The organism is Agromyces cerinus, assembly GCF_016907835.1.
GTDB lineage: Bacteria > Actinomycetota > Actinomycetes > Actinomycetales > Microbacteriaceae > Agromyces > Agromyces nitratus.
This window is the reverse complement of sequence record NZ_JAFBCT010000001.1, coordinates 480,522-502,204: the sequence shown is the minus strand read 5'-3', so window position 1 is coordinate 502,204 and position 21,683 is coordinate 480,522. Positions and strand designations below refer to the sequence as shown.

Annotated in this window: 20 protein-coding genes; 10 read left to right on the top strand and 10 right to left on the bottom strand. The window is 70.1% G+C overall.

What is annotated here, in order from left to right; all coding sequences use genetic code 11:
* Window positions 1-35 precede the first annotated feature (35 nt).
* From JOE59_RS02315 to pstB, 6 genes are all read left to right on the top strand, one after another.
* Window positions 36-2,228 carry an RNA degradosome polyphosphate kinase gene (locus tag JOE59_RS02315; protein WP_204458775.1) on the top strand — a complete coding sequence of 731 codons (2,193 nt, stop codon included), beginning with the start codon at window positions 36-38 and terminating at the stop codon, window positions 2,226-2,228.
* Window positions 2,225-3,160: an NUDIX hydrolase gene (locus tag JOE59_RS02310; RefSeq protein ID WP_204458774.1), complete on the top strand. Its 936-nt coding sequence runs from the start codon at window positions 2,225-2,227 to the stop codon at window positions 3,158-3,160. Before JOE59_RS02315 ends, JOE59_RS02310 begins: the two co-directional genes overlap by 4 nt.
* A gap of 230 nt (window positions 3,161-3,390) precedes the next feature.
* On the top strand, window positions 3,391-4,482 hold the full coding sequence (locus JOE59_RS02305) for a phosphate ABC transporter substrate-binding protein PstS (protein ID WP_204458773.1): 1,092 nt from the start codon (window positions 3,391-3,393) through the stop codon (window positions 4,480-4,482).
* A 91-nt stretch (window positions 4,483-4,573) separates the two neighbouring features.
* A complete protein-coding gene (pstC, locus tag JOE59_RS02300; RefSeq protein WP_204458772.1) occupies window positions 4,574-5,512 on the top strand; it encodes a phosphate ABC transporter permease subunit PstC in 939 nt (312 codons plus the stop codon).
* Window positions 5,512-6,606, top strand: coding sequence for a phosphate ABC transporter permease PstA (pstA, locus tag JOE59_RS02295; RefSeq protein WP_204458771.1), 1,095 nt, complete (start codon window positions 5,512-5,514; stop codon window positions 6,604-6,606). Before pstC ends, pstA begins: the two co-directional genes overlap by 1 nt.
* 22 nt (window positions 6,607-6,628) lie before the next feature.
* A complete protein-coding gene (pstB, locus tag JOE59_RS02290) occupies window positions 6,629-7,408 on the top strand; it encodes a phosphate ABC transporter ATP-binding protein PstB (RefSeq protein WP_204458770.1) in 780 nt (259 codons plus the stop codon).
* Window positions 7,409-7,447: 39 nt separating this feature from the next.
* Here pstB and JOE59_RS02285 read toward each other — a convergent pair whose 3' ends face one another.
* The 4 genes from JOE59_RS02285 to JOE59_RS02270 form a co-directional block, all read right to left on the bottom strand.
* Window positions 7,448-8,335 (bottom strand): aminodeoxychorismate lyase, encoded by an 888-nt coding sequence (locus JOE59_RS02285; protein WP_204458769.1) that lies wholly within the window; start codon window positions 8,333-8,335, stop codon window positions 7,448-7,450.
* Between the two features lie 228 nt (window positions 8,336-8,563).
* Window positions 8,564-9,202 carry a DNA-directed RNA polymerase subunit beta gene (locus tag JOE59_RS02280; protein ID WP_204458768.1) on the bottom strand — a complete coding sequence of 213 codons (639 nt, stop codon included), beginning with the start codon at window positions 9,200-9,202 and terminating at the stop codon, window positions 8,564-8,566.
* 46 nt (window positions 9,203-9,248) lie between these two features.
* On the bottom strand, window positions 9,249-9,932 hold the full coding sequence (locus tag JOE59_RS02275; protein ID WP_204458767.1) for a response regulator transcription factor: 684 nt from the start codon (window positions 9,930-9,932) through the stop codon (window positions 9,249-9,251).
* Window positions 9,929-11,188 carry a sensor histidine kinase gene (locus JOE59_RS02270; RefSeq protein ID WP_204458766.1) on the bottom strand — a complete coding sequence of 420 codons (1,260 nt, stop codon included), beginning with the start codon at window positions 11,186-11,188 and terminating at the stop codon, window positions 9,929-9,931. Before JOE59_RS02270 ends, JOE59_RS02275 begins: the two co-directional genes overlap by 4 nt.
* A gap of 131 nt (window positions 11,189-11,319) precedes the next feature.
* On the opposite strand from JOE59_RS02270, the gene JOE59_RS02265 reads away from it, so the two are divergent.
* Window positions 11,320-12,486 carry a hypothetical protein gene (locus tag JOE59_RS02265; RefSeq protein ID WP_204458765.1) on the top strand — a complete coding sequence of 389 codons (1,167 nt, stop codon included), beginning with the start codon at window positions 11,320-11,322 and terminating at the stop codon, window positions 12,484-12,486.
* 147 nt (window positions 12,487-12,633) lie between these two features.
* On the top strand, window positions 12,634-13,749 hold the full coding sequence (locus tag JOE59_RS02260; protein ID WP_204458764.1) for a ScyD/ScyE family protein: 1,116 nt from the start codon (window positions 12,634-12,636) through the stop codon (window positions 13,747-13,749).
* 72 nt (window positions 13,750-13,821) lie between these two features.
* Here JOE59_RS02260 and JOE59_RS02255 read toward each other — a convergent pair whose 3' ends face one another.
* The 6 genes from JOE59_RS02255 to JOE59_RS02230 form a co-directional block, all read right to left on the bottom strand.
* On the bottom strand, window positions 13,822-14,271 hold the full coding sequence (locus JOE59_RS02255) for a hypothetical protein (RefSeq protein WP_204458763.1): 450 nt from the start codon (window positions 14,269-14,271) through the stop codon (window positions 13,822-13,824).
* Window positions 14,272-14,800: 529 nt separating this feature from the next.
* Window positions 14,801-14,983 (bottom strand): YegP family protein, encoded by a 183-nt coding sequence (locus tag JOE59_RS02250; RefSeq protein ID WP_204458762.1) that lies wholly within the window; start codon window positions 14,981-14,983, stop codon window positions 14,801-14,803.
* Window positions 14,984-15,148: 165 nt separating this feature from the next.
* On the bottom strand, window positions 15,149-16,189 hold the full coding sequence (locus tag JOE59_RS02245; RefSeq protein ID WP_204458761.1) for an LLM class F420-dependent oxidoreductase: 1,041 nt from the start codon (window positions 16,187-16,189) through the stop codon (window positions 15,149-15,151).
* Window positions 16,190-16,289: 100 nt separating this feature from the next.
* Window positions 16,290-17,147: an anti-sigma factor gene (locus JOE59_RS02240; protein ID WP_204458760.1), complete on the bottom strand. Its 858-nt coding sequence runs from the start codon at window positions 17,145-17,147 to the stop codon at window positions 16,290-16,292.
* Window positions 17,144-17,740, bottom strand: coding sequence for an ECF RNA polymerase sigma factor SigK (gene sigK / locus JOE59_RS02235; RefSeq protein WP_204463215.1), 597 nt, complete (start codon window positions 17,738-17,740; stop codon window positions 17,144-17,146). The genes JOE59_RS02240 and sigK overlap by 4 nt, the downstream gene beginning before the upstream one ends.
* A gap of 65 nt (window positions 17,741-17,805) precedes the next feature.
* Window positions 17,806-19,518 (bottom strand): cytochrome c biogenesis protein DipZ, encoded by a 1,713-nt coding sequence (locus JOE59_RS02230; protein WP_307836916.1) that lies wholly within the window; start codon window positions 19,516-19,518, stop codon window positions 17,806-17,808.
* Window positions 19,519-19,675: 157 nt separating this feature from the next.
* Between JOE59_RS02230 and JOE59_RS02225 the strand changes: the two genes are divergently transcribed.
* A complete protein-coding gene (locus tag JOE59_RS02225; protein WP_204458759.1) occupies window positions 19,676-20,344 on the top strand; it encodes a fasciclin domain-containing protein in 669 nt (222 codons plus the stop codon).
* Window positions 20,345-20,499: 155 nt separating this feature from the next.
* Window positions 20,500-21,678, top strand: a complete 1,179-nt coding sequence (locus tag JOE59_RS02220) for a MarP family serine protease (RefSeq protein ID WP_204458758.1) — start codon at window positions 20,500-20,502, stop codon at window positions 21,676-21,678.
* The last annotated feature ends 5 nt before the right edge of the window (window positions 21,679-21,683 follow it).

Genomic DNA, 21,683 nt, shown 5'->3' with positions numbered 1-21,683 from the left:
ATCTGCCGGTCACACCCCAGTGGCATGATGTGGAGATGACCGCCGACAGCATCCTCGACGACCGCACGTCGAGCGACTTCGACGACGACTTCGAGCCGTTCGACCTCGAAGGCGCACCCGAACTCGAATCCGAACGCTATCTCGACCGCGAACTCAGCTGGCTCGCGTTCAACCAGCGCGTACTCGAGCTGGCCGAAGACCCTCGCGTGCCCGTGCTCGAACGGGCGAACTTCCTCGCGATCTTCGCGTCGAACCTCGACGAGTTCTTCATGGTGCGTGTCGCCGGGCTGAAGCGGCGCATCGTCACGGGCCTCGCCGTGCCCACGAACGTCGGCCGCTCGCCGCTCGACGTGCTGAGCGACATCTCGGCGAAGGCGCACGAACTGCAGGAGCGGCACGCAGCCGCGTACCAGCAGCTCGTCAAGCCCACGCTCGCCGAGTCCGGCATCCGCATCATCACCTGGGGCGAGCTCGGCGACGTCGAGCACGAGCACCTGCGCGACTACTTCTCGAAGCAGATCTTCCCCGTGCTGATGCCGCTCGCGGTCGACCCCGCCCATCCGTTCCCCTACATCTCGGGTCTGTCGCTGAACCTCTCGGTGCGTGTGCGAAACAGCCGCACCGGCCGACAGGAGTTCGCGCGCGTCAAGGTGCCGCAGATGCTGCCGCGGTTCGTGCGCGTCGACCCAGGCGAGTCCATCGAGGACGCCAGGTACATCACGCTCGAAGACCTCATCGCCAACCACCTCGGCGACCTCTTCCCCGGCATGGAGATCGTGGAGCACCACGTGTTCCGCGTCACGCGCAACGAAGACGTCGAGATCGAGGAGGACGAGACCGAGAACCTGATCAAGGCGCTCGAGAAGGAGCTGCTGCGCCGCAGGTTCGGCCCGCCCATCCGCCTCGAGATCACCGACGACATGGACGAGGTGACGCTCGGCCTGCTCGTGCGCGAGCTCGACGTCACCGAGCAGGAGGTCTTCCGCCTGCCTGCGCCGCTCGACCTCGGCGGCCTGTTCGACCTCTCGCGGCTCGACCGCCCCGAACTGCACTACCCGACGCACGTGCCGACGACCGCGCTGCAACTGCAGCCGAGCGACTCGAACCTCCGGGCCGACGTGTTCACGGCGATCTCGCGTCAAGACGTGCTGCTTCACCACCCCTACGAGTCCTTCGCCACGAGCGTGCAGGCCTTCCTCGAGCAGGCCGCTGCCGACCCCGACGTGCTCGCGATCAAGCAGACCCTCTACCGCACCTCGGGCGACAGCCCCATCGTCGAGGCGCTCATCGACGCGGCCGAATCGGGCAAGCAGGTGCTCGCCCTCGTCGAGATCAAGGCGCGCTTCGACGAGCAGGCCAACATCTCATGGGCGCGCAAGCTCGAGAAGGCCGGTGTGCACGTCGTCTACGGCCTCGTCGGGCTGAAGACGCACTGCAAGCTCGCCCTCGTGATCCGTCAGGAGAAGGGAGGCCTGCGTCACTACAGCCACATCGGCACGGGCAACTACAACCCGAAGACGAGCCGCATCTACGAGGACCTCGGCCTGCTCACCGCCGACGACCAGGTCGGCAAAGACCTGACCCGGCTCTTCAACGAGCTCTCGGGCTACGCCATCGAGAAGAAGTTCAAGCGACTGCTCGTGGCCCCGCTCCACCTGCGCAAGGGCCTCCTGAAGCTCATCGCGGGCGAGATCGCCAATGCCGAGGCAGGCCGCCCGGCCGGCATCCGCATCAAGATGAACTCCATCGTCGACGAGGCGATCATCGACGCGCTCTACCGGGCGTCCAACGCGGGCGTGCCGGTCGAGGTGTGGGTGCGCGGCATCTGCAGCCTCCGCCCCGGCATCCCCGGCCTCAGCGAGCACATCACGGTTCGGTCGATCCTGGGCCGCTACCTCGAGCACTCGCGCATCTTCTCGTTCTTGAACGACGGCGACCCGCAGGTCTACATCGGCTCGGCCGACATGATGCACCGCAACCTCGACCGTCGGGTCGAGGCGCTCGTGCGCCTCGCCGATCCGAGCCACCTGACCGAGATCGACGCACTCTTCGACCTCGCGATGGCCGAGACCACGAGCTCATGGTGGCTCGACGGCTCGGGCGAATGGATCCGCCACGCGACCGACGAGGCGGGGCATCCGCTCGACGACATGCAGAATAGGCTCATGCAGCAGATCGGCCAGCGCACCCGCTCAGGGCAGCGCCCACGATCGGGTTCCAGGCGTTGACGACGGCGATCTACGCCGCGGGGGCCGTCTGCTGGCGCCTCATCGACGGCAAGGTGCACGTGCTGGTGATCCACCGCACCGTCTACGGCGACGTCACGATCCCCAAGGGCAAGGTCGACCCGGGCGAATCCCTGCCGCAGACCGCCGTACGCGAGATCGAGGAGGAGACCGGGCTGTCCGTCGCGCTCGGCGCGCCGCTCGGCGTCTCCCGCTATCCGCTGCCGAGCGGACGCGAGAAGATCGTGCACTACTGGGCCGCCGAGGTGAGCGATCGGGCCGTGCAGCGCTCGACCTTCAAACCCAACGCCGAGGTGGCCGCGCTCGAGTGGGTCACCATCAAGCGTGCGCGCACCTACTTGAGCTACGAGCCCGACGTCGAGATCCTCGACGCCTTCGCGACGCTCGTCGACCAAGGGGTCACCTCGACCTTCGCGCTCGCCGTCGTGCGTCATGGCAAGGCCGTCGGCCGCTCGTCGTGGCCCGGTGACGACGCGACACGGCCGCTCACCGAGCGGGGTGTCGAGCAGGCTGCGGGCCTCGTCGCGACGCTCGGCGCATGGGCGCCGAAGCGCATCGTGTCGAGTCCGGCAGTGCGCTGCGTGACGACGGTCACCCCGCTCGCCGCGGCTGCGGGCCTCGAGATCAAGCGCGACGCCGGCATCAGCCAAGACGCCTGGGAGGCCGGCGAAGACGAGGTCCGTCGCGTCGTCGGCAAGCGGGTGCGCGCCGGCAGGAGCGCGATCATCTGCAGCCACGGCCCGGTGCTGCCCGAGATCATGCGCGAGGTGGCCCTCGCCACCGGCACGCCGCTCGGCTCCTACGTGACGGATGCCGCGGGCCTCGAGACCGGTGCGTTCAGTGTCGTGCACCTCTCGGCCACGAGCCCGGGGTCAGGCATCATCGCGATCGAGACGCACGCACCCCGCGCCTGAGTCGACTCCGGGGATCTCCACAGCATTCCCAGCAGGCTCCCAGTCGTGGGCGCGGAGCGCCGCCGCGACCCATGGACCGGCGTCGCCGGCAGTCCGCGAGGCCAGCGCGACAGCGGTCGTTCACCTGCTGTTTACCGTCGTAACGGATGCTCGTAAGGCGCGCTCATTAGCGTCGCAGGCGGGTCGGCACCGGCCCACAACCTGCAATCGAACCCCGGAAGGGAATTCACGTGAACCTCAAGCGTCTCGGCGTGCCCGCCGTCATCGCCGTCACTGCGGCGATCGCGCTCAGCTCCTGTGCCACGAACGAAGGCGGCGCAGCTCCGTCGGAGTCGGCATCGACGCTCTCGGGCAACCTCGTCGGCGCGGGCGCGTCCTCGCAGGATGCGGCCCAGCAGTCGTGGATCGCCGGTTTCCAGACCGCGAACCCCGACGTCACCGTCGACTACGACCCCTCCGGATCGGGTGCAGGTCGCGAGACCTTCCTCGAAGGCGCCAGCGACTTCGCCGGCTCCGACCGTGCGTTCAAGGACGAGGAGCTCGCCGCGGGCGGCTTCAAGAAGTGCGCCGCCGACTCGACCATCGTCGAGCTGCCGCTCTACATCTCGCCGATCGCGGTCATCTTCAACGTCGAGGGCGTCGACACGCTCGACCTCGACGCAGCAACCGTCGCCGGCATCTTCGCCGGCACGATCACGAAGTGGAACGACCCGGCGATCGCCGCGACGAACCCCGACGCGACGCTGCCCGACCTCGCCATCACGCCCGTGCACCGCTCGGACGACTCGGGCACCACCGAGAACTTCACCGAGTACCTCGGCGCAGCAGCGGCTGACGTGTGGACCTGGGAAGCCGACGGCGTGTGGCCGCTCGAAGGCGGCGAAGCCGCACAGGGCACCTCCGGTCTCGTCGACGCCGTGAGCAACGGCAACGGCACCATCGGCTACGCCGACGCCTCGCGCGCCGGCGACCTCGGCACCGTCTCGATCAAGGTCGGCGACGAGTTCGTGCCGTACTCCCCCGAGGCTGCTGCCGCGATCGTCGACCACTCGCCGTTCGCCGAAGGCCGTGCCGAGGGCGACCTCGCCATCGAGATCGACCGCACCTCGGAAGAGGCCGGCGTCTACCCGATCGTGCTCGTGAGCTACCTCATCGCGTGCGGCCAGTACGAGGACCCGGCGAACGTCGACCTCGTCAAGGGCTACCTCTCGTACATCGCGAGCCCCGAGGGCCAGGACACCGCAGCGGCTGACGCCGGTTCGGCTCCGATCTCGGACTCGCTCCGCGAGAAGATCACTGCTGCGATCGACTCGATCCAGTAGTAGGTTCGTGCCCGACCTCGATCGTCCGCGACGGGGTCGGGCACGATCGCGTCTCCAGAACCCGACTCAAGAACTCCGAGGATCGCACCAGATGACGTCCGCACCGGCCCCGATCAAGACGAAGCTCCGCATCGGCGACCTCGTCTTCTCCCGCTCGGCGGTGTTCGCGGGATCGATGATCCTCGTCACCCTGGCAGCGGTGGCCATCTTCCTCATCGTGCAGAGCATCCCCGCGGTGGTGGCCACGACCGAAGACGCCTCCATCCTCAAGACGAACTTCTGGGACTACGTCGGTCCGCTCGTCTTCGGCACGGTCTGGGCGGCCGCCCTCGCGCTCCTCGTCGCCCTGCCGATCTCCATCGGCATCGCGCTCTTCATCTCGCACTACGCTCCGCGCCGGCTCGCCTCGGTGCTCGGCTACGTCGTCGACCTCCTCGCAGCGGTGCCATCGGTCGTCTTCGGCCTGTGGGGCATCGGCGTCTTCGCTCCGGCCCTCGTCGACGCCTACGCCTGGCTGAATGAGTACCTCGGCTGGATCCCCCTCTTCAGCGGCACCCCCTCGGCCACGGGCCGCACGATCCTGACAGCGGCCCTCGTGCTCGCCGTCATGGTGCTGCCGATCATGACCGCGATCTGCCGCGAGGTGTTCCTGCAGACGCCCGTGCTGCACGAGGAGGCCGCCCTCGCCCTCGGCGCCACGCGCTGGGAGATGATCCGCACGGCCGTGCTGCCCTTCGGCCGCTCCGGCATCATCTCCGCCTCGGTGCTCGGCCTCGGCCGTGCGCTCGGCGAGACGATGGCCGTCGCGATGGTGCTCTCCGCCTCGCCGGTGATCACGTTCCAGCTGCTGACCTCGGTCAACCCGAACACGATCGCGGCGAACATCGCGCTCAGCTTCCCCGAGGCGTACGGACTGAACGTCAACGTCCTGATCGCCACCGGCCTCATCCTCTTCGTCGTGACCTTCGCGGTCAACGCCTTCGCGCGCTGGATCGTCAGCCGCCGCAAGGAATTCTCGGGAGCCAACTGATGACCATCCAGACCACTCAGGCTCCCGAGACCGGCGTCGCCATCGCCAACTCGCTGACCGCCGGACGACTCCCGAAGTCGGCGCCGTGGACGATCCTCGTCGCCGCCGTCGCCGTCTCCGCCGCGGTGTTCGGCGTCGTCTCCTTCGGTTCCGGCTCCGGCTACAACTGGGGCGGGGCGCTCTTCATCGGCGCACTCCTCTACATCCCGGCCATCTGGCTGTTCTCGACGCTCGTCGAGGGTCGCCGCCGGGCGATGGACCGACTCGTCACCGCGCTCGTGACGGGCGCCTTCCTGCTCGCGATGATCCCGCTCGTCTCGCTCGGCATCACGGTCGTGAGCCTCGGTGCCGCCCGCTTCGACGCCGACTTCTTCTCGATGTCGATGCGCAACGTCACGGGCGAGGGCGGCGGCATCGTGCACGCGATCGTCGGCACCCTGCTCATGACGGGCGCGGCCGCGGTGATCTCGATCCCGATCGGCCTCATGACCTCGATCTACCTCGTCGAGTACGGACGTGGCAGGCTCGCCCGCGGCGTCACCTTCCTCGTCGACGTCATGACGGGCATCCCGTCGATCGTCGCCGGCCTCTTCGCCTACTCGCTGTTCGCGATCTTCCTGGGCCCCGGCACCCGCACCGGCATCGCCGGCGCCGTCGCGCTCTCGCTCCTCATGATCCCCGTGGTCGTGCGCTCGAGTGAGGAGATGCTCCGCCTCGTGCCGAACGAACTCCGCGAGGCCGCCTTCGCGCTCGGCGTTCCGAAGTGGCTGACGATCGTCAAGGTCGTGCTGCCCACCTCGATCGCCGGCATCACGACGGGCGTCATGCTCTCGATCGCCCGCGTCATCGGCGAAACGGCGCCGCTCCTCATCGCTGCCGGGTTCACCGCCAGCGTGAACTACAACCTCTTCGACGGCCGCATGCAGTCGCTGCCCGTGTTCGTGTACACGCAGTACGCGAACCAGGGCAACCCGCCGCAGGCCTACCTCGACCGCGCGTGGGCCGCCGCCCTCACCCTCATCCTCATCGTCATGGCGCTGAACCTCATCGCGAGGCTCGTCGCCCGATTCTTCGCGCCGAAGTTCGGCCGCTGACCCCCGCAAGCAAAGGAAACCCGTGTCCAAGCGCATCGAGGTCCGTGACCTCAACGTCTACTACTCGAAGTTCCTCGCCGTCGAGGGCGTCAACCTCGCGATCGAGCCCCGCAGCGTCACCGCCTTCATCGGCCCCTCGGGCTGCGGCAAGTCGACCTTCCTCCGCACGTTGAACCGCATGCACGAGGTCATCCCCGGCGCCCGCGTCGAGGGCGAGGTGCTCATCGACGGCAACAACCTCTACGACCCCGACGTCGACCCGGTGCTCGTGCGCCGTCAGGTGGGCATGGTCTTCCAGCGACCCAACCCGTTCCCGACGATGTCGATCAAGGAGAACGTGCTCGCGGGCGTGAAGCTCAACAACAAGCGCATCTCGAAGCCCGACGCCGAGGAGCTGGTCGAGAAGTCGCTGCGCGGCGCCAACCTGTGGAACGAGGTCAAGGACCGCCTCGACCGCCCCGGATCCGGCCTCTCGGGCGGCCAGCAGCAGCGTCTCTGCATCGCCCGCGCGATCGCCGTCTCCCCCGAGGTCATCCTCATGGACGAGCCGTGCTCGGCGCTCGACCCCATCTCGACCCTCGCGATCGAGGACCTCATCGAAGACCTGAAGCAGCAGTACACGATCGTGATCGTGACGCACAACATGCAGCAGGCCTCGCGCGTCAGCGACAAGACCGCGTTCTTCAACATCGCGGGCACGGGCAAGCCCGGCAACCTCATCGAGTACGACGACACCACGACGATCTTCTCGAACCCGTCGGTGCAGGCGACCGAGGACTACGTCTCGGGTCGCTTCGGCTGAGCCCGGCGGCGCCACTGGCGCCGCACCGACCGCGCGACGCTAGTCGCGGGGTGCGAGCAGGTAGTCGTTGAACGCACGCGTCTCCGCGGCGTCGTAGGCGACGGATGCCCCGTCGAGCCGGGTCACTCCTGCCGCGAGGCGCACGCTCGAGACGAGCCAGATCGCGTCGGCCGTGGCGAGCTCGCCGACGGGGATGTCGCGGTATTCGGTGGCCCGCCCGGTGGACTCCAGGTGCTCGAAGAGGCTCTGTTGCGTGGTGCCGTGCAGGATCGCGCCGGACGGCGCGGGCGTCGAGTACACGTCGCCGTGCCGGAGGATCACGCTCGACGTCGGGCCCTCCATGACGTAGCCGTCCGAGGAGATGAAGATCGTGTCGTCGGCGCCGCGACGGTGCGCTTCGCGCAGTGCCGCCATGTTCGTGGCGTAGCTCAGGGTCTTCGCGCCGAGCAGGAGCCACGGCGCACGTTCCGCTGCGTCGTGCGCGTACCCGCGGTCGAGTGTGACGGCGGTGATGCCGCGCTGGCGCACCGCGGTGAAGTCGGCCGCGGGCACGGCATGCAGCCACGCGGTGGGGGCGGGGCCGTGCTCGACGCCTCGGCTCAGCACGAGCTTGAGCGCGAACTCGCCACGCTGCGGGAGCCGTGCGACCGCGGTGTCGATCGCGGCCTGCCACTGGGCGAGGTTCGGCTCGGGCAGCTCGCAGATGATCGCCGAGTTGCGCAGGCGTTCGAGGTGCGGCCGGGTCTCCTGCGCGTGGCCGTCGACGACGCCGATGGTCTCGAAGATGCCGTCGCCCCGCTGCGTCGACAGTTCGCCGACGCGCAGCGCGGGCGCCGTCGCATCGACGTCGCGCAGGGTCGATGCGACGTCGACGTCGCGCGCGTCGGCGGGAGCGGGTTCGATCAGGAGCGTGACGGTCGCTGGCATGTTCCGATGCTACGCGGATGCCGCGGGCTCTCGCCGCGCCGAGGCATCCGCTCATCGCCTCACGTGCGGTGCGACGAGCGCGGGCAGGAAAGAGGCCGGCCGCAGAACGCCTCTCGGCGCGAGGCCGCTCGGAGCGGCGAATATTGGAGCCCGGGGTTACTGCGGCCGGCCACGTCAATTCTAAACGACGTCGGGAGGGTGTTCATTCCCACCGTGCACGTCGGCTCGTCAATCGAGCGCGTCGCGGCGCCAGAGGCGGGCGCAGGAGGTCAGCTCGTCGGCGAGCTCGACGAGGCGGTGGGCCCGGATCGTGAGCTTCGTCGGGCGATCGGGGTGCACCGCATCGGTCTCGTCGGCGTCGTCGGCGAGGCTCGCCGAGCCGGTCGCCGCGACGCGCGCGAATGCCGCGGCTCGTTCGAGGGCCACGGCGAAGTCGCCCGTGAACAGCCCGTGCAGGATGCGGTCGGCGAGTTCGACGACCTCGTCGGGCCCGGCGGGGATGGCCGCACCCGCGACGACCTGGTCGATCGTGTGCGAGACCTCGGCACCGCGCTGGAACGCGAGGCTCATGCTGCGAGGGTCTTGGCGGATGAGGGCGCGCAGCAGGTACACGCGCCAGAGCGCGCCCGGCAGGCTCTTGGCCGAGGCACGCGACCAGAGCTCGGCGATCGCGTCGATGCCGTGCTCGTCGGTGTAGGCGACGAGTCGTGCGACGACCTCGGGATCGGGGTCGGCCTGCACCCGGGAGAGCAGGGCGGCGGCCGTGTCGTGGGCGACCCGGCTCAGGTGCGCCGGATCCTCCGCACCTTTGAATGCCTCGAACATGCCGGGCGGGAACTTGGTGGGACGGGAGAATTCGGAAGCCATCGCCGCACACCTTACTCGTCTTCGCCGGGAGCCGACCTCGTGCGGATCACTCCCGCGCGCCGGCGATCCCGTGCTCGAACGCCCAGATGACGACGTGCACGCGGTCGGCGAGGTCGAGCTTGGCGAGGATCGACCGGACGTGGGTCTTCACGGTGTTGCCGGTCAGGTAGAGGCGGGCAGCGACCTGCTCGTTCGAGGCTCCGGTGACGAGCTGCATGAGCACCTCTCGCTCGCGCGGCGTCAGGGCGGCGAGCAGCTCGGTGGGATCGGCGGGAGTCGCGGCCTGCGCGACGAACTCGACGAGGCTCGCAGTCGCCCGGGGAGCGAGCACGGCGTCGCCTCCGTGGACCGCCCGGATCGCCGCGGCGATCTCGTCGCTCGAGGCATCCTTCGTAAGAAAGCCGCTCGCGCCCGCGCGGATCGCCGCGAACACGTACTCGTCGAGGTCGTACGTCGTGAGGATGAGCGCCCGCGTCGCCGGATGCTCGGCGAGGAGCCGGCGGGTGGCTTCGATGCCGTCGAGCCGGGGCATCCGGATGTCCATCAGCACGACGTCGAGGCGGTGTGCTCGGGCCAGTTCGAGGAGCTCGCCGCCGTCGGACGCCGTGCCGACGAGTTCGAAGTCGGCGTGCGCCTCCACCATGACGGCCACGGCGGAACGGATGAGCTCCTGGTCGTCGGCGATGGCGACGCGGATGCGAGCGGATGCCACTTGGTCGGCGCCGGTCATCGCTTCGTCTCCGACGGAGGCAGCGGCAACGTCAGTCGGGTGCGCCATCCGCCGCCGTCGAGCGGGCCGTTCTCGAAGTCGCCGCCCAGCTGCCGCGTCCGTTCCCGCATGCCACGGATGCCGCGGCCCTCGGGCCGGCCGAGCACGGCGGGCTCCGCTCTGCCGTCGTCGTCGACGGTCACCTCGAGCACCTCGGCTCCCCACTCGAGTCGCACCGCGCTCCGCGTCGGCGCCTGCGTGTGCTTCAGCGTGTTCGTGAGGGACTCCTGCACGACGCGGTAGACCGTGAGGCCGAGGCCCGGGCTGACCGCGCGAGCCGCCCCGGCCTGTTCGAGCGTCACCGCGCGGCCAGGCGCCGCGGCGCGATCGACGAGCTCCGGCAGATCCGCCAGACCCGGACTCGGCTCCATCGGGGCGGCATCGTGCTCGCCGTCGCCCGGAGGCACGGCCAGCACGGAGACGAGGCCGCGCATGTCCGTCATCGCGCTGCGACCGGTCGCCACGACGTGTTCGATCGCCGCGCGGGCGCGCACGTCGTCGCGCCCGAGCAGCACGCGTGACGCCTCGGCCTGGGCGACCATGACGGCGAGCGAGTGCGACACCACATCGTGCAGGTCGCGGCCAAGGCGCCGGCGTTCTTCAGCAGCGGCCTCGCGCTCGCGCTGCAGGCGGAGCTCGGCGGCCTGCTCGCGCGCGAGCTCCCGCGCGGCGCGGGTGCGGCGGAGTTCGAGCCGCGAGCGACCGAGCGCCCATGCGGCTCCGATCGAGGCGACGAGGAATCCCGCGAGCGTGATCAGCGCGCCCGGTTCGGAGACGATCGCATCGGCCGCTTCGTGGGCGATCGCCACCGCCGTGATCAGCGCGGCTCCCGTGAGCCCCAGGGCGAGCGCAGCGGCGTCGGCCAGACGCTCGCCGCTCGCCGCCGCCGTGAAGACGAAGACGAGGTAGACGAGGCTGCTCGGCAGCAGTACCGCGATGGTTGGGCTGCCCGGCAGGCTCGCCGCGGTCAGTGCCAGCATGATCACCGAGGCGAGCACCAGCACGCCGACCGGCGAGCGCCGGCGCAGGGCCACGGCCGCGTGCAGCAGCACGAAGGAGCCGAGGACGACGACCCTCCAGCCCGCGTCCACCGGCATCGCTCGGAACACTTCGACGATCGTGAGCGGCAGCAGTGCCGCGGCGGCGGCGAGCGCCGCCACCAGGTCCGCGAGCGTCGGATTCCGCGCCGTTCGGGCGGGGGCGTCTGCAGGGTCCATGTCGACGATCACGCTACCGGCGCCGTCGGGCGCGCGCCTCACCCGCCGGGGTGAGGCGCGCGATCCGTCACGCTGGCACGCTGACCGTGGCCGCACCGAGCGGCCGCTCACCGATCCAGAGGAGCTGCATCGTGACCACCACCGACCCGGTCGCCCGCGCCATTCCGAGTCGACCGGACTCACTCCGTCGCCGAGCTGCGGAACACGTCCGGCCGCTCGCCCTCACGGCGCTCGTCGCCTCCGCGATCGTCACCGGACTCTCGATCGTCTGGCTCGTGGACCCGGCGATCAGCCCGTTCGCCAACCCCGTCACACCGAGCCTCGCGACCCTGCTGCTCGACCCGACGGCGGCAGCGCTCCTCTCCCTCGCCACCGGCGCAGCCGGGGTGGTGCTGGCCACGTTGCTCGCCGCCCGTCGCGTGTCACGACCGCGGTCGCTCGCCGCGGGCGCCGGCGCATCGGCCCTCGCCATCGCGTTCGGCTTCACGTTCGGCAGCATGTCGGGCATCGCCATCACCGGATACCTCTTCGGCGCTGTAGCGGTGGTCGCCGGCCTCGTCACGATCGCGGTCGCCCTCGTGCGGGCACCGCGGCTCGGCGCGGCGCTGCTGGCCGGATTGCTCCTGCTGATCGCGGTATCCGTCTGGTGGGCGGGGCTCACCCTCGAAGGTCTCGCGGGCTTCGCCGTCGGAGTCGGTGGCGCGCTCGCGGCAGGGCTGCCGGGCTTCGCGGTCGTCGGGCTCGGGATGACCTCCGCACTCGTCTGGGCGGCGACGGCGATCGTGACGCTCCGTTCGGCAGGTTCGGGTCGCGTAGCAGCGTGGCTCGTACGACACCGTCGGGTGCTCACCGTGCTCGCCGCGATCGGGCCGCTCCCCTACGCCGTGGCGCGGGCGAGCTGGTTGACGCCGTGGCCGCTCTTCGGGCCGAGCAACGCGCACCTCGAACCGGCGACGCTCACCACCGGCCTCGTGATCGGCGCGGGTGCCGCCGCCGCCAGCCTCCTCACACTCGGGCTGATCCTGCCGTGGGGTCGCGTCTTCCCGGGCTGGATGCCGCGCGTCGGCGGACGTCCCGTTCCGGTCGGCGTCGCCGCCGTTCCCGGCTTCATCGCGGCCGGAATCCTCTGCATCGCCGCCGTGCCCATGCTGCTGACCACGGTCGGCCCGGTGGAGGCACCGGCCGATGCCCTGCTGGTGAACCTCGTGCTGCCGTTCTGGTTCTGGGGCCCGATGCTCGGGCTCGCGGTGGGCGCGTACGTCGAGTGGCGGGCGTCGGATCGGGACCCGTCGACGTGAAGGGCTGTCCCCTGTACTGGGTGGAGCCGCACTCTCGACGCCCACATGATGTGAGGAATACTCTGACACCGGCCGCCGGCGACGGCGCCACCCGAGGGAACGCCGTCCGGCATGACCTCGAGCCACTCCATCCCGAGGAGATCGTTCATGCACACGCGTATTCCACTCATCGGCGTCGCGATGGCGGCAGCCGTCGCACTCGCCGTCGCAACCCCGGCGATCGCCGCCCAACCCAGCGGCACGCCCTCCACACGAGCCGATGGCCTCGTGACCCCGCTCGGACTCGCCATCGACGCATCCGGTCGCGCCTACGTCTCGCAGAACTTCATCGGCGTACTCTCCCTCATCGACAAGAAGGGTGACGCGACAGCGGTCGTGGCCACCGAGGGCGACGAGGTCAGCGCACCCGCCGTCGAGGGCGGCACCGTGTACTACGTGACCACGAACGGCGATCACACGAGCGCGTGGCTGAATTCGACGACCAACGGAGTCGAGACCTCGATCGCCGACCTCGCCGGGTACGAGGCCACGGTGAACCCCGACTCGGTCAATACCTACGGGTTCAGCGACCTGAGCGCCGAATGCGAAGCCGAGTTCGTACCGTTCCCGCCGTTCCCGCCGCTCGGCATGCCGAACTACACGGGCATCGTCGACACGCACGCCTACGGCGCGACCGCCGTCGGCGGCGATGTGTACATCGCCGATGCCGGCGCGAACGCCGTGCTCAAGGTCGATGCGGAGGGCGTCGTCTCGACCGTCGCCGTGCTGCCACCGGCCGCACCGATCACGGTCACCGCGGAGAACATCGGCGAGGCTCCGTGGCCCGCCTGCGTCTACGGGCACGACTACCGCGCCGAACCCGTGCCCACCGATGTCGAAATGGGACCCGACGGCCTGCTCTACGTGACGAGCCTGCCCGGCGGCTCGGAGGATCCGACTCTCGGCCCGCGCGGCGTCGTGTACTCGATCGACCCCGGCACCGGTGAGACGAATCTCGTCGCGACCGGCTTCGGCGGCGCGACGGGCATCGCCGTCGCCTCGAACGGCACGCTCTACGTCGCCGAACTCTTCGGCGGCCCGATGGGCGCCGGACAGGTCGCGGTCGTGGCCCCGGGTGCGAGCTCGGCGACCTCCGTCATCGAGGTCTCGATGCCCTCGGCCGTCTCGGTACGCGCAGAGACGCTCTACGTGACGACGGACTCGCTGGGTGACGCCAAGCTGACCGTCGTTCCGTTGAAGGGCGGCGCGCACGCCAAGAAGTGACCAGCTGAACCGAAGGATGGGTCGCGCGCGAGTGCGGCCCATCCGTCAGTTCAGGCACGGCACTGAAGCCGCTCAGTCGTCGAGGGCCGCACGCCGCATGAGGGCCGTGCGCCAGTTCTCGCCCATGCGTTCATAGGTCACCTTCGCGTGGCAGTTGCGACACCGCACGTCGCATTTCGCGATCTCGGCCATGACACGACTGACGGAATAGCCGTTCTGAACCAACCGCATCACCTCGGCCTGGTTGCCGCTCCCGACGCGGTGGTCGAAATCGAGCACGCGCACGTCGCTCTCACCGCAATCGACGCACGGATGGGCGAGCAGGTACCCGCCGACCCTCTCGATCGCCAGTCTCCGTTGCCCGGCTCTGCGTGCCATGACGACGCGAACGTGCGCATCACGATTCCGCGCATAGTATGCACGCGCCTGTGCCCGGTTGCAGTCGCGGCAGACGTTCTGAACGCCGTCGGGCGACGCGGACTTGACGTTGAACTGGGACCGCGGCAGGTTTCGCCGGCACATGCAGCATTCCTTCACGTCGGCACGGTAACCGCACCTCCCGACAGACCACCGAAGCCACCGTCGGAATCGGCCTGTTAGGCTGTCTCCGCCCCCATAGCTCAGTTGGTTAGAGCAACGGACTTCAACAAAAAATAGGAGCGCCAGCGTCGAAATACGCTGGATGACCGCCGCTATATGCTGGAACACCCTGAGAGCCCGAGGTACTCGCCCGAAAGGGCAGTGACAATCCGAGGGATTGGGCAATCAGCAGGTAACCGCAAGGGAACCTCAGAGACTACACGCGGCGCACCTGACCGGCTCGGCCGAAGGTGAAGATATAGTCCAGACTGCAAGCCGGTGACGGTGGCTAGGGAAACCTAGTGCAGCAGGTTAATCCGTGGGTCCAGGGTTCGAGTCCCTGTGGGGGCACCGATCGGTGCGGCGGCATCGTCACGCGACAATGCTTCGCTCCGAATGACCGGAATGCGAAGATGCTTCGGGCGCGCCGCATCGAGCCCGTTCCCGGGCACCGCCTCGGCGGGCGCTCGAACTACTCGGTCTGGTCGACGATGGGTGCGTCGGGGGCGTTGGTGCGCACCGACTCGATGCCGTTCTTCGCGGCCGCCTTCGTCGTGTAGGCCTCGGATGCCGCGATCGTCTGGCCATTGCCGGCCTTCAGTCGGAACCTGAACTGTCCGCTCGCATCCTCATAGAGCTCGAACGTTCCCGCCATGGCGGCTCCTCCCCAGGTGTCCCTTGCGCCCACGTCCTCGTGGCCACGTACTCACGCTAGCCCTCGCACCGGCGCTGGCACCAGAGGCGGGCGGGACTTCACCGGGATTGTTTCCCGCCGTGACATCCGTTCGTCGACCGATCGACGCGGATGCCGCGGCCTTCGTCAGCCGACGATGGCGCGCAGCCCGGCCATGAGTGCGATGCGCTCGGCCGAGTTGCGGGCGAGCGGCGTGACGGCGAGGGTCGTGACGCCGGCCTCGGCGAACGCGGCGACCCGCTCGGCGATGTGAGCGGCCGGGCCGATGAGCGAGATCGCGCTGACGAGCTCGTCGGGCACCGCGGCGATCGCCTCGTCTTTGCGGCCCTCGAGGTAGAGGTCTTGAATGTGCGCGGCCTCGGCCTCGAAGCCGTAGTTCGAGATGAGCTCGTTGTAGAAGTTCTTGCCGCGGGCGCCCATGCCGCCGATGTAAAGCGCGAGCTGCGGCTTGACGAGCGGCAGCACCTGCTCGGGGTGGTCGGTGATCGCGAACGCGGGGCTCGCGAAGATGTCGAGCGGCGCGAGCTCGGGCGCGCGCTTCGCGGTGCCCGCGGCGAGCGCGTCGCCCCACACGCCGGCGGCCCGTTCGGGGTGGAAGAACATCGGCAGCCAGCCGTCGGCGATCTCGGCGGTCTGCTCGACCGACTTCAGGCCGAGCGAGGCGATCGTGATCGGGATGCGCTCGCGCACGGGGTGGTTGATGAGCTTCAGCGGCTTGCCGAGCCCGGTGCCCTCTCCCGCGGGCAGCGGGATCTTGTAGCGGCGCCCGTCGTGCACGACGGGCTCGCGGCGCCAGACCATGCGGCAGATGTCGACGAGTTCGCGGGTGCGGCCGAGCGGCGCGTCGTAGGGCACCCCATGGAAGCCCTCGATGACCTGCGGACCGGATGCCCCGATGCCGAGCTCGAACCGGCCGTCGGAGACGTAGTCGAGGCCCGCGGCAGTCATCGCCGTGAGCGTGGGCGTGCGCGTGTAGAGCTGCAGGATGCCTGAGGCGAGCGTGATGGTCGAGGTGCGGGCCGCGAGGAAGCCGAGCTGGCTCACCGCGTCGAACGAGTACGCCTCGGGCACGGCGATGAGATCGACGCCCGCGCGCTCGAGTTCGACGACCTCGTCGGCGACCGCTCGGAATCCGCCCGCGTAATTCAGGAACATGCCGACGCGCATCCGTCACTCCTCATCGTGTGCTGGCCCGGCCGTTCGGCTATGGGCACTCAGACCCTAACCGAGAGGCAGCGGCGTGGCGGCATCCGTTGTGGCTCGTCGACTACGTGGGGATGACGACGATCGGTTCGGTCGTGGGTTGCGGCGAACCGCCCGCGGGCTCGACGGTGACGCCGACGGCGACGCCCGGCGCGAAGTCGCCCTCGAGCACACGCCACGTCTCGCCCTCGGCCACGTCGAACGTGCCGGCCGACTGGGCGCCCGCATCGTCGATGTACCAGAGCTCGTAGGTCGACGCCTCGCCCACATCGGGCAGTCCCTCGACGACGACGCCTGAGCGGCCCTGCTCGGCCGACCAGTAGAGCGTGACCGCTCCGCCGCCCTCGAGCTCGTGCGTCGACGACTCCACGTCCGGCGCCTCGGCGATCGCCGCCATCTCGCGCTGGGCCCCCCAGCCGTTGGGTCCGGTCCAGGCGACCCCGATGATCGCGCCGGCGATGAGCACGACGGATGCCGCCGCTGCCGCGATGATCGCGCCCGGACGCTGGAACCACCGGCGCTTCGCCGCGCGCGCGGCCGGCCCTGGTGCGCGAGGCGCCTGCGGCGCCACGGGCGAGGCCGCAGGCACAGTCGCGGCCGCGGGGACGTCGGGCGCCGCGGCATCCGGAAGCTGTTGCGCCAGCCCGTCGAGCTGTGCCAGCAGCCGGGACTTCAGCGCCGGCGGCGGCTCGACGGGCTCGGCCGCACCGGTGAGCAGCGCCGCCGTCTCGGCGAAGCCGTCGGCCTCGTCGCGCAACTCGGCGTCTTCGGCGAGCGCGCGCTCGACGGCGGCTCGTTCCTCGGCGTCGACGGCGTCGAGCGCATATGCGGCGACGGCGTCGCGGAGCGCGTCGTGCTCATCGGGTGCCGGCGCGCCGCCGGCCTCGTCGCGCTCGTCGCGCGGCTCGTTCGTGTCGCTCACGTCGTCACCCCCAATGCGGTTCGCAATCTGATCATGCCGTCTCGCAATCGGGTCTTGACGGTGCCGAGCGGCACTTCGAGGCGGTCGGCGATCTCGCTCTGCGTGAGTCCGCCGTAGTAGGCCAGCGAAACACACTCGCGTTGCAGATCGCTGAGACCCCCGAGAGCGTCGACGACCCGCTCGTGCTCGACCCTGATCTCGACCGCCTCGGCGACCGTGTCGACGGGCACGTCCAGGTCGCGCACTCCGATGCGGAGATCGCGGTCGCGGGCCGCCTGGGAGGCGCGGATGCGGTCGACGGAGCGGCGATGCGCGAGCGTGAACATCCACGCGAGAGCGCTGCCGCGCGTCGCGTCGAACCGCGGGGCCACCTGCCAGATCTCGAGGTACACGTCCTGCGTCACCTCCTCGGCCTGCGCCGGATCGACGACGAGCCTGCGGACGAGTCCGAAGACCCGCGCCGAGGTCTGGTCGTAGAGCTCGCCGAACGCGTCCCGGTCGCCCGTTCCGACCCTGGTGAGCAGTTCCTCAGCGGTCGGGCCGGACTCCGGCGCAGTGAGGTCACTGTCGCGGTCGGCCACGCGCCCCAGCATGCCAGACGGGACGCCGGTCGTCGTGCGGGCCACGATGACCGCTCGGTGCGGTGCGGAGACATGGCTCATCCGAAGGTGAAGGAGTAGGCGTCGACACCGGGGGTCACGGTGACGGTGAGGATTCCGGATGCCGCGGCATCCGTCTTCACGAGCTCGTACGAGCGAGGCACGCCGCTGATCTCGATCTCGCGGCGCTCACGGCCGTCGTCGACGACGACCGTGCCCTCACCTCCGAGCACCATCCGCACCTCGCTCGCGGTGTAGTCGAGTCGCACCCTTGCGTCGCCGGCCGCCGGGGCGACCGACTGGGTGTCGAGCGCCCAGGAGCCGTCGAGGGCGAAGGAGTCGGCGGCGAGCTGCTTCGGGAACGCGAAGGAGGTCGTCGCCCGGCGATACGGCTCGCGCCCGCCGAAGTTGACCTGCTTCGTCGTGCCGAGGAAGGTCTCGGGCGTCGTGGAACCGGCCTCGGGGGTGTCGTCGGCCTGCTCGGTGACCGGCGGCAGCATCGCCTCGGGATCGGCGTCCTGCAGCAACTCGCGGATCAACCCCTCGGTCGCGGCGTAGTTGCCCTCGCCGAACGAGATGTGGCGCACCACGCCCTCGGCGTCGATCAGGTAGTGCGCCGGCCAGTAGCGGTTGCGGTAGTTCGTCCACGTCGCGAGCGAGTTGTCGAGTCCCACCGGATAGTCGATGCCGAAGGCGGCGATGCCCGCCTCGACGTTGCGCGGCTCCTTCTCGAAGGCGTACTCGGGCGAGTGGATGCCGACGACGGCGAGGCCCGAGTCGCGGTAGGCCTCGTCCCAGGCGACGACGTGCGGAACGGACCGCTGGCAGTTGATGCACGAGTAGGCCCAGAAGTCGACGAGTACGACCTGTCCGCGCAGCTCCGCGAGGTCGACGGGCGTGCCCGCCTCGGTGTTGAACCATTGCTCGATGCCCCTGATCGACGGTGCCGTGCCGCACGACTCGAGCACGGCGGCGCCGTTCGTGCACTGGTCGAGCTCGTCGTTCTCGTCGTTCACCAGGCCGCCGAGGTCGAGGGCACGCGTGATCTCGTCGGACTCGGCGAGCTCCTGCTGGAAGGCGCTCGTGTAGTCGGGCACGAGTCGCTGCAGCAATTGGGGCAGGTTGAAGACGAGTCCCACGGCGAGCGCGATCATCACGACGCCGCCGGTGATGCGGATGCCGCGCTGGTGGGTGCGGAAGGTCTTCACCCGTTCGGCGACCCGCCGGCCCGCGAGGGCGAAGATGAGGAGCGGAAGCGCGGCCCCCACGGCGAACGAGACGGTCAGCACCACCGTCTCGACTCCGATGCGCCCCGTCGAGCCGGCGACCGTGATGGCCGCGAGCACGGGACCCGCGCACGGCACGTACACGGCGCCGAGGGCCAGGCCGAGCGGGAACCCGCCCTGCTCGGTGCCGACGTTCCTCCTCGGGATCCACGAGAACGGCTTCTCGAGCAGCTCTTCGAAGCGAGGCACGATGAGCCCGATGCCGATGAGCACGAGCACGACGATGCCGGCCCAGCGCAACACGTCCTGCGGCAGCCCGAGCAGGGCGAGCAGGAGCGAGCCGACGAGCGTGAAGACGCTGAAGCTCACCACCAGCCCCGCGATGACGAGGTACGGTCGCCAGCGCCCCGCCGCCGGGGCATCCGTTGTGCCCCTCGCGCTCTGCGCTCCGCCCGACAGGAAGATGACCGGCAGCACCGGGAGGATGCAGGGCGAGATGCCGGTGATGAGGCCTCCGAGGAGGCCGATGAGGGCGAGGGTGATCACGGGGTCCTGCTTTCTCGGGTCGACGGTGGTTCGCAGCGGAGGCGGGATCCGATTGGTCGCCGGGTTCGCCGATCTCCGACCAATCCGATCGGCGACCGGCGCCGAACCCCTCGCAACGACCCGCTTCCGCGGTCGCCATTCACGAAGGAGTCGACCGATGCGTTCCACGAACCGCAGCACCCGCACCGCCCTCGCGGCGTTCTCGATCACGGCGGTCGCCGTGCTCGGGCTCGCCGGATGCAGCATGGGCGGCAGCGCCGCCGAGAACGACGAACCCGCGATGTCGTCGGAGGAGACCCAGCCAACCGAGCAGGCGATGGAGGCCGACCCCGCTGCCGACCTCGTCGGACCGGGCTGCGCCGCCTACGCCGACGCCGTGCCCGAAGGCCCGGGTTCCGTCGTCGGCATGTCCACCGACCCGGTGGCCGTCGCCGCATCGAACAATCCGCTGCTGACGACGCTCGTCGCCGCGGTCTCGGGACAGCTGAACCCCGACGTCGACCTGGTCGACACCCTGAACGGTGACGAGTTCACCGTGTTCGCACCCGTCGACGACGCGTTCGCGAAGATCGACGCGGCGACGATCGAGTCGCTGAAGACCGACTCGGCGACGCTCTCGAAGATCCTCACCTACCACGTGGTGCCGGGTCAGCTCTCGCCCGATGAGGTCGTCGGCACGCAGACCACCGTCGAGGGCGGCACCGTCGAGGTGACCGGCTCGGGCGACACGCTCATGGTCAACGACGCCGCGGTCATCTGCGGCGGCGTGCACACCGCGAACGCGACGGTGTACCTCATCGACTCGGTGCTGATGCCCACCATGTAGCTCCATCACCGAGCGCGGACGAGCGGCCCCGCCGACCCGACGGCGGGGCCGTTCACGCGAACGGTCCGTTCCCGCGCGCCACGGTCTGCGCGCCTTCAGCACTCTCGAAGACGGATGCCTCAGGCTGGAGTCCCCCGGCCTCGAAGGGAGCCCCCGTGGTCTGGAGCATCGTGCTCGACGTCGCACTCGTGCTCGTCTTCATCGGCGCGATCGTGAACGGCTGGCGCGCCGGACTCCTGCGCACGGCCGCCGGACTCGTGGGTCTCGTCGCCGCCGGCATCGCCGCGTACTTCGTGATGCCGTGGATCGCAGCCCTGGTGCCATGGCCCGAGTGGCGGGCGCCCGCGGCGATCGCGGCGGCCGTCACCCTGCTCTGCCTCGGCGCCTGGCTCGGCGCGGTGGTCGGGCGGCTCCTGAGCCGTGGTGTGCGGGCGGTCAAACTCGGCGCGCTCGATCGCATCCTCGGCGCCGTGGGCAACCTGCTCGTGACCGCGTTCGTCGTCGCGCTCGTCGCCTCGGGCGTCTCGGCGATGGGCGTGCCCGTGCTCTCCCCCGCGATCGCCGGGTCGCGCGTGCTGCAGGGGCTCGACGCCGTCACCCCCGCACCGACCCGCACGCTGCTCGCCGAGATCCGCACGGCCGCCCTCGGCGACGGCCTCCCCTGGCTCGTCGACGTGCTCGGTGGGCCGACCGAGGCCCCCGCCCTGCCCACGTTCGACGTCGACGATCCCGAACTCGCCGCCGCCGCGGCATCCGTCGTGCGCGTCACCGGCAGCGCCTTCCAGTGCGGCTCGACCCTCTCGGGCAGCGGCTTCGTCGTCGCGCCCGACCGCATCGTGACGAACGCGCACGTCGTCGCCGGGGTGACCGAGCCGATCGTCGAGGCGCCCGGCCAGCCGGCGGTGCCCGGCCGCGTGGTCTCGTACGACGCGGAGCACGATCTCGCGCTCATCGCGGTCGACGGCCTCGCGACGCCGCCGCTCGCACTGGCCACGCCGTCGCTCGGGCAGGAGGTCGCGGTGGCCGGCTATCCATTCGGCGGTCCGTTCGAGCTGCGCCCGGCCAACGTCATGGCGAGCGGGCCGCTGACCATCCAGACCGACGGCCGCACCTCGACACGCGACATCGTGACGCTCGCCGCCGACGTCGACCACGGCAACTCCGGCGGCCCGGTGCTCACGGGTGACGGCGAGGTCGCCGCGGTCGTCTTCGCGAAGTCCGAGACGGTCGACAACGTCGGCTTCGCCATCCCGACCTCGACCCTGGCGCCACTCGCGAGCGAGGCGTCGAGCCTCGATGCGAGCGTCGACTCGGGGACATGCGTCGTCGGCTGATCGGC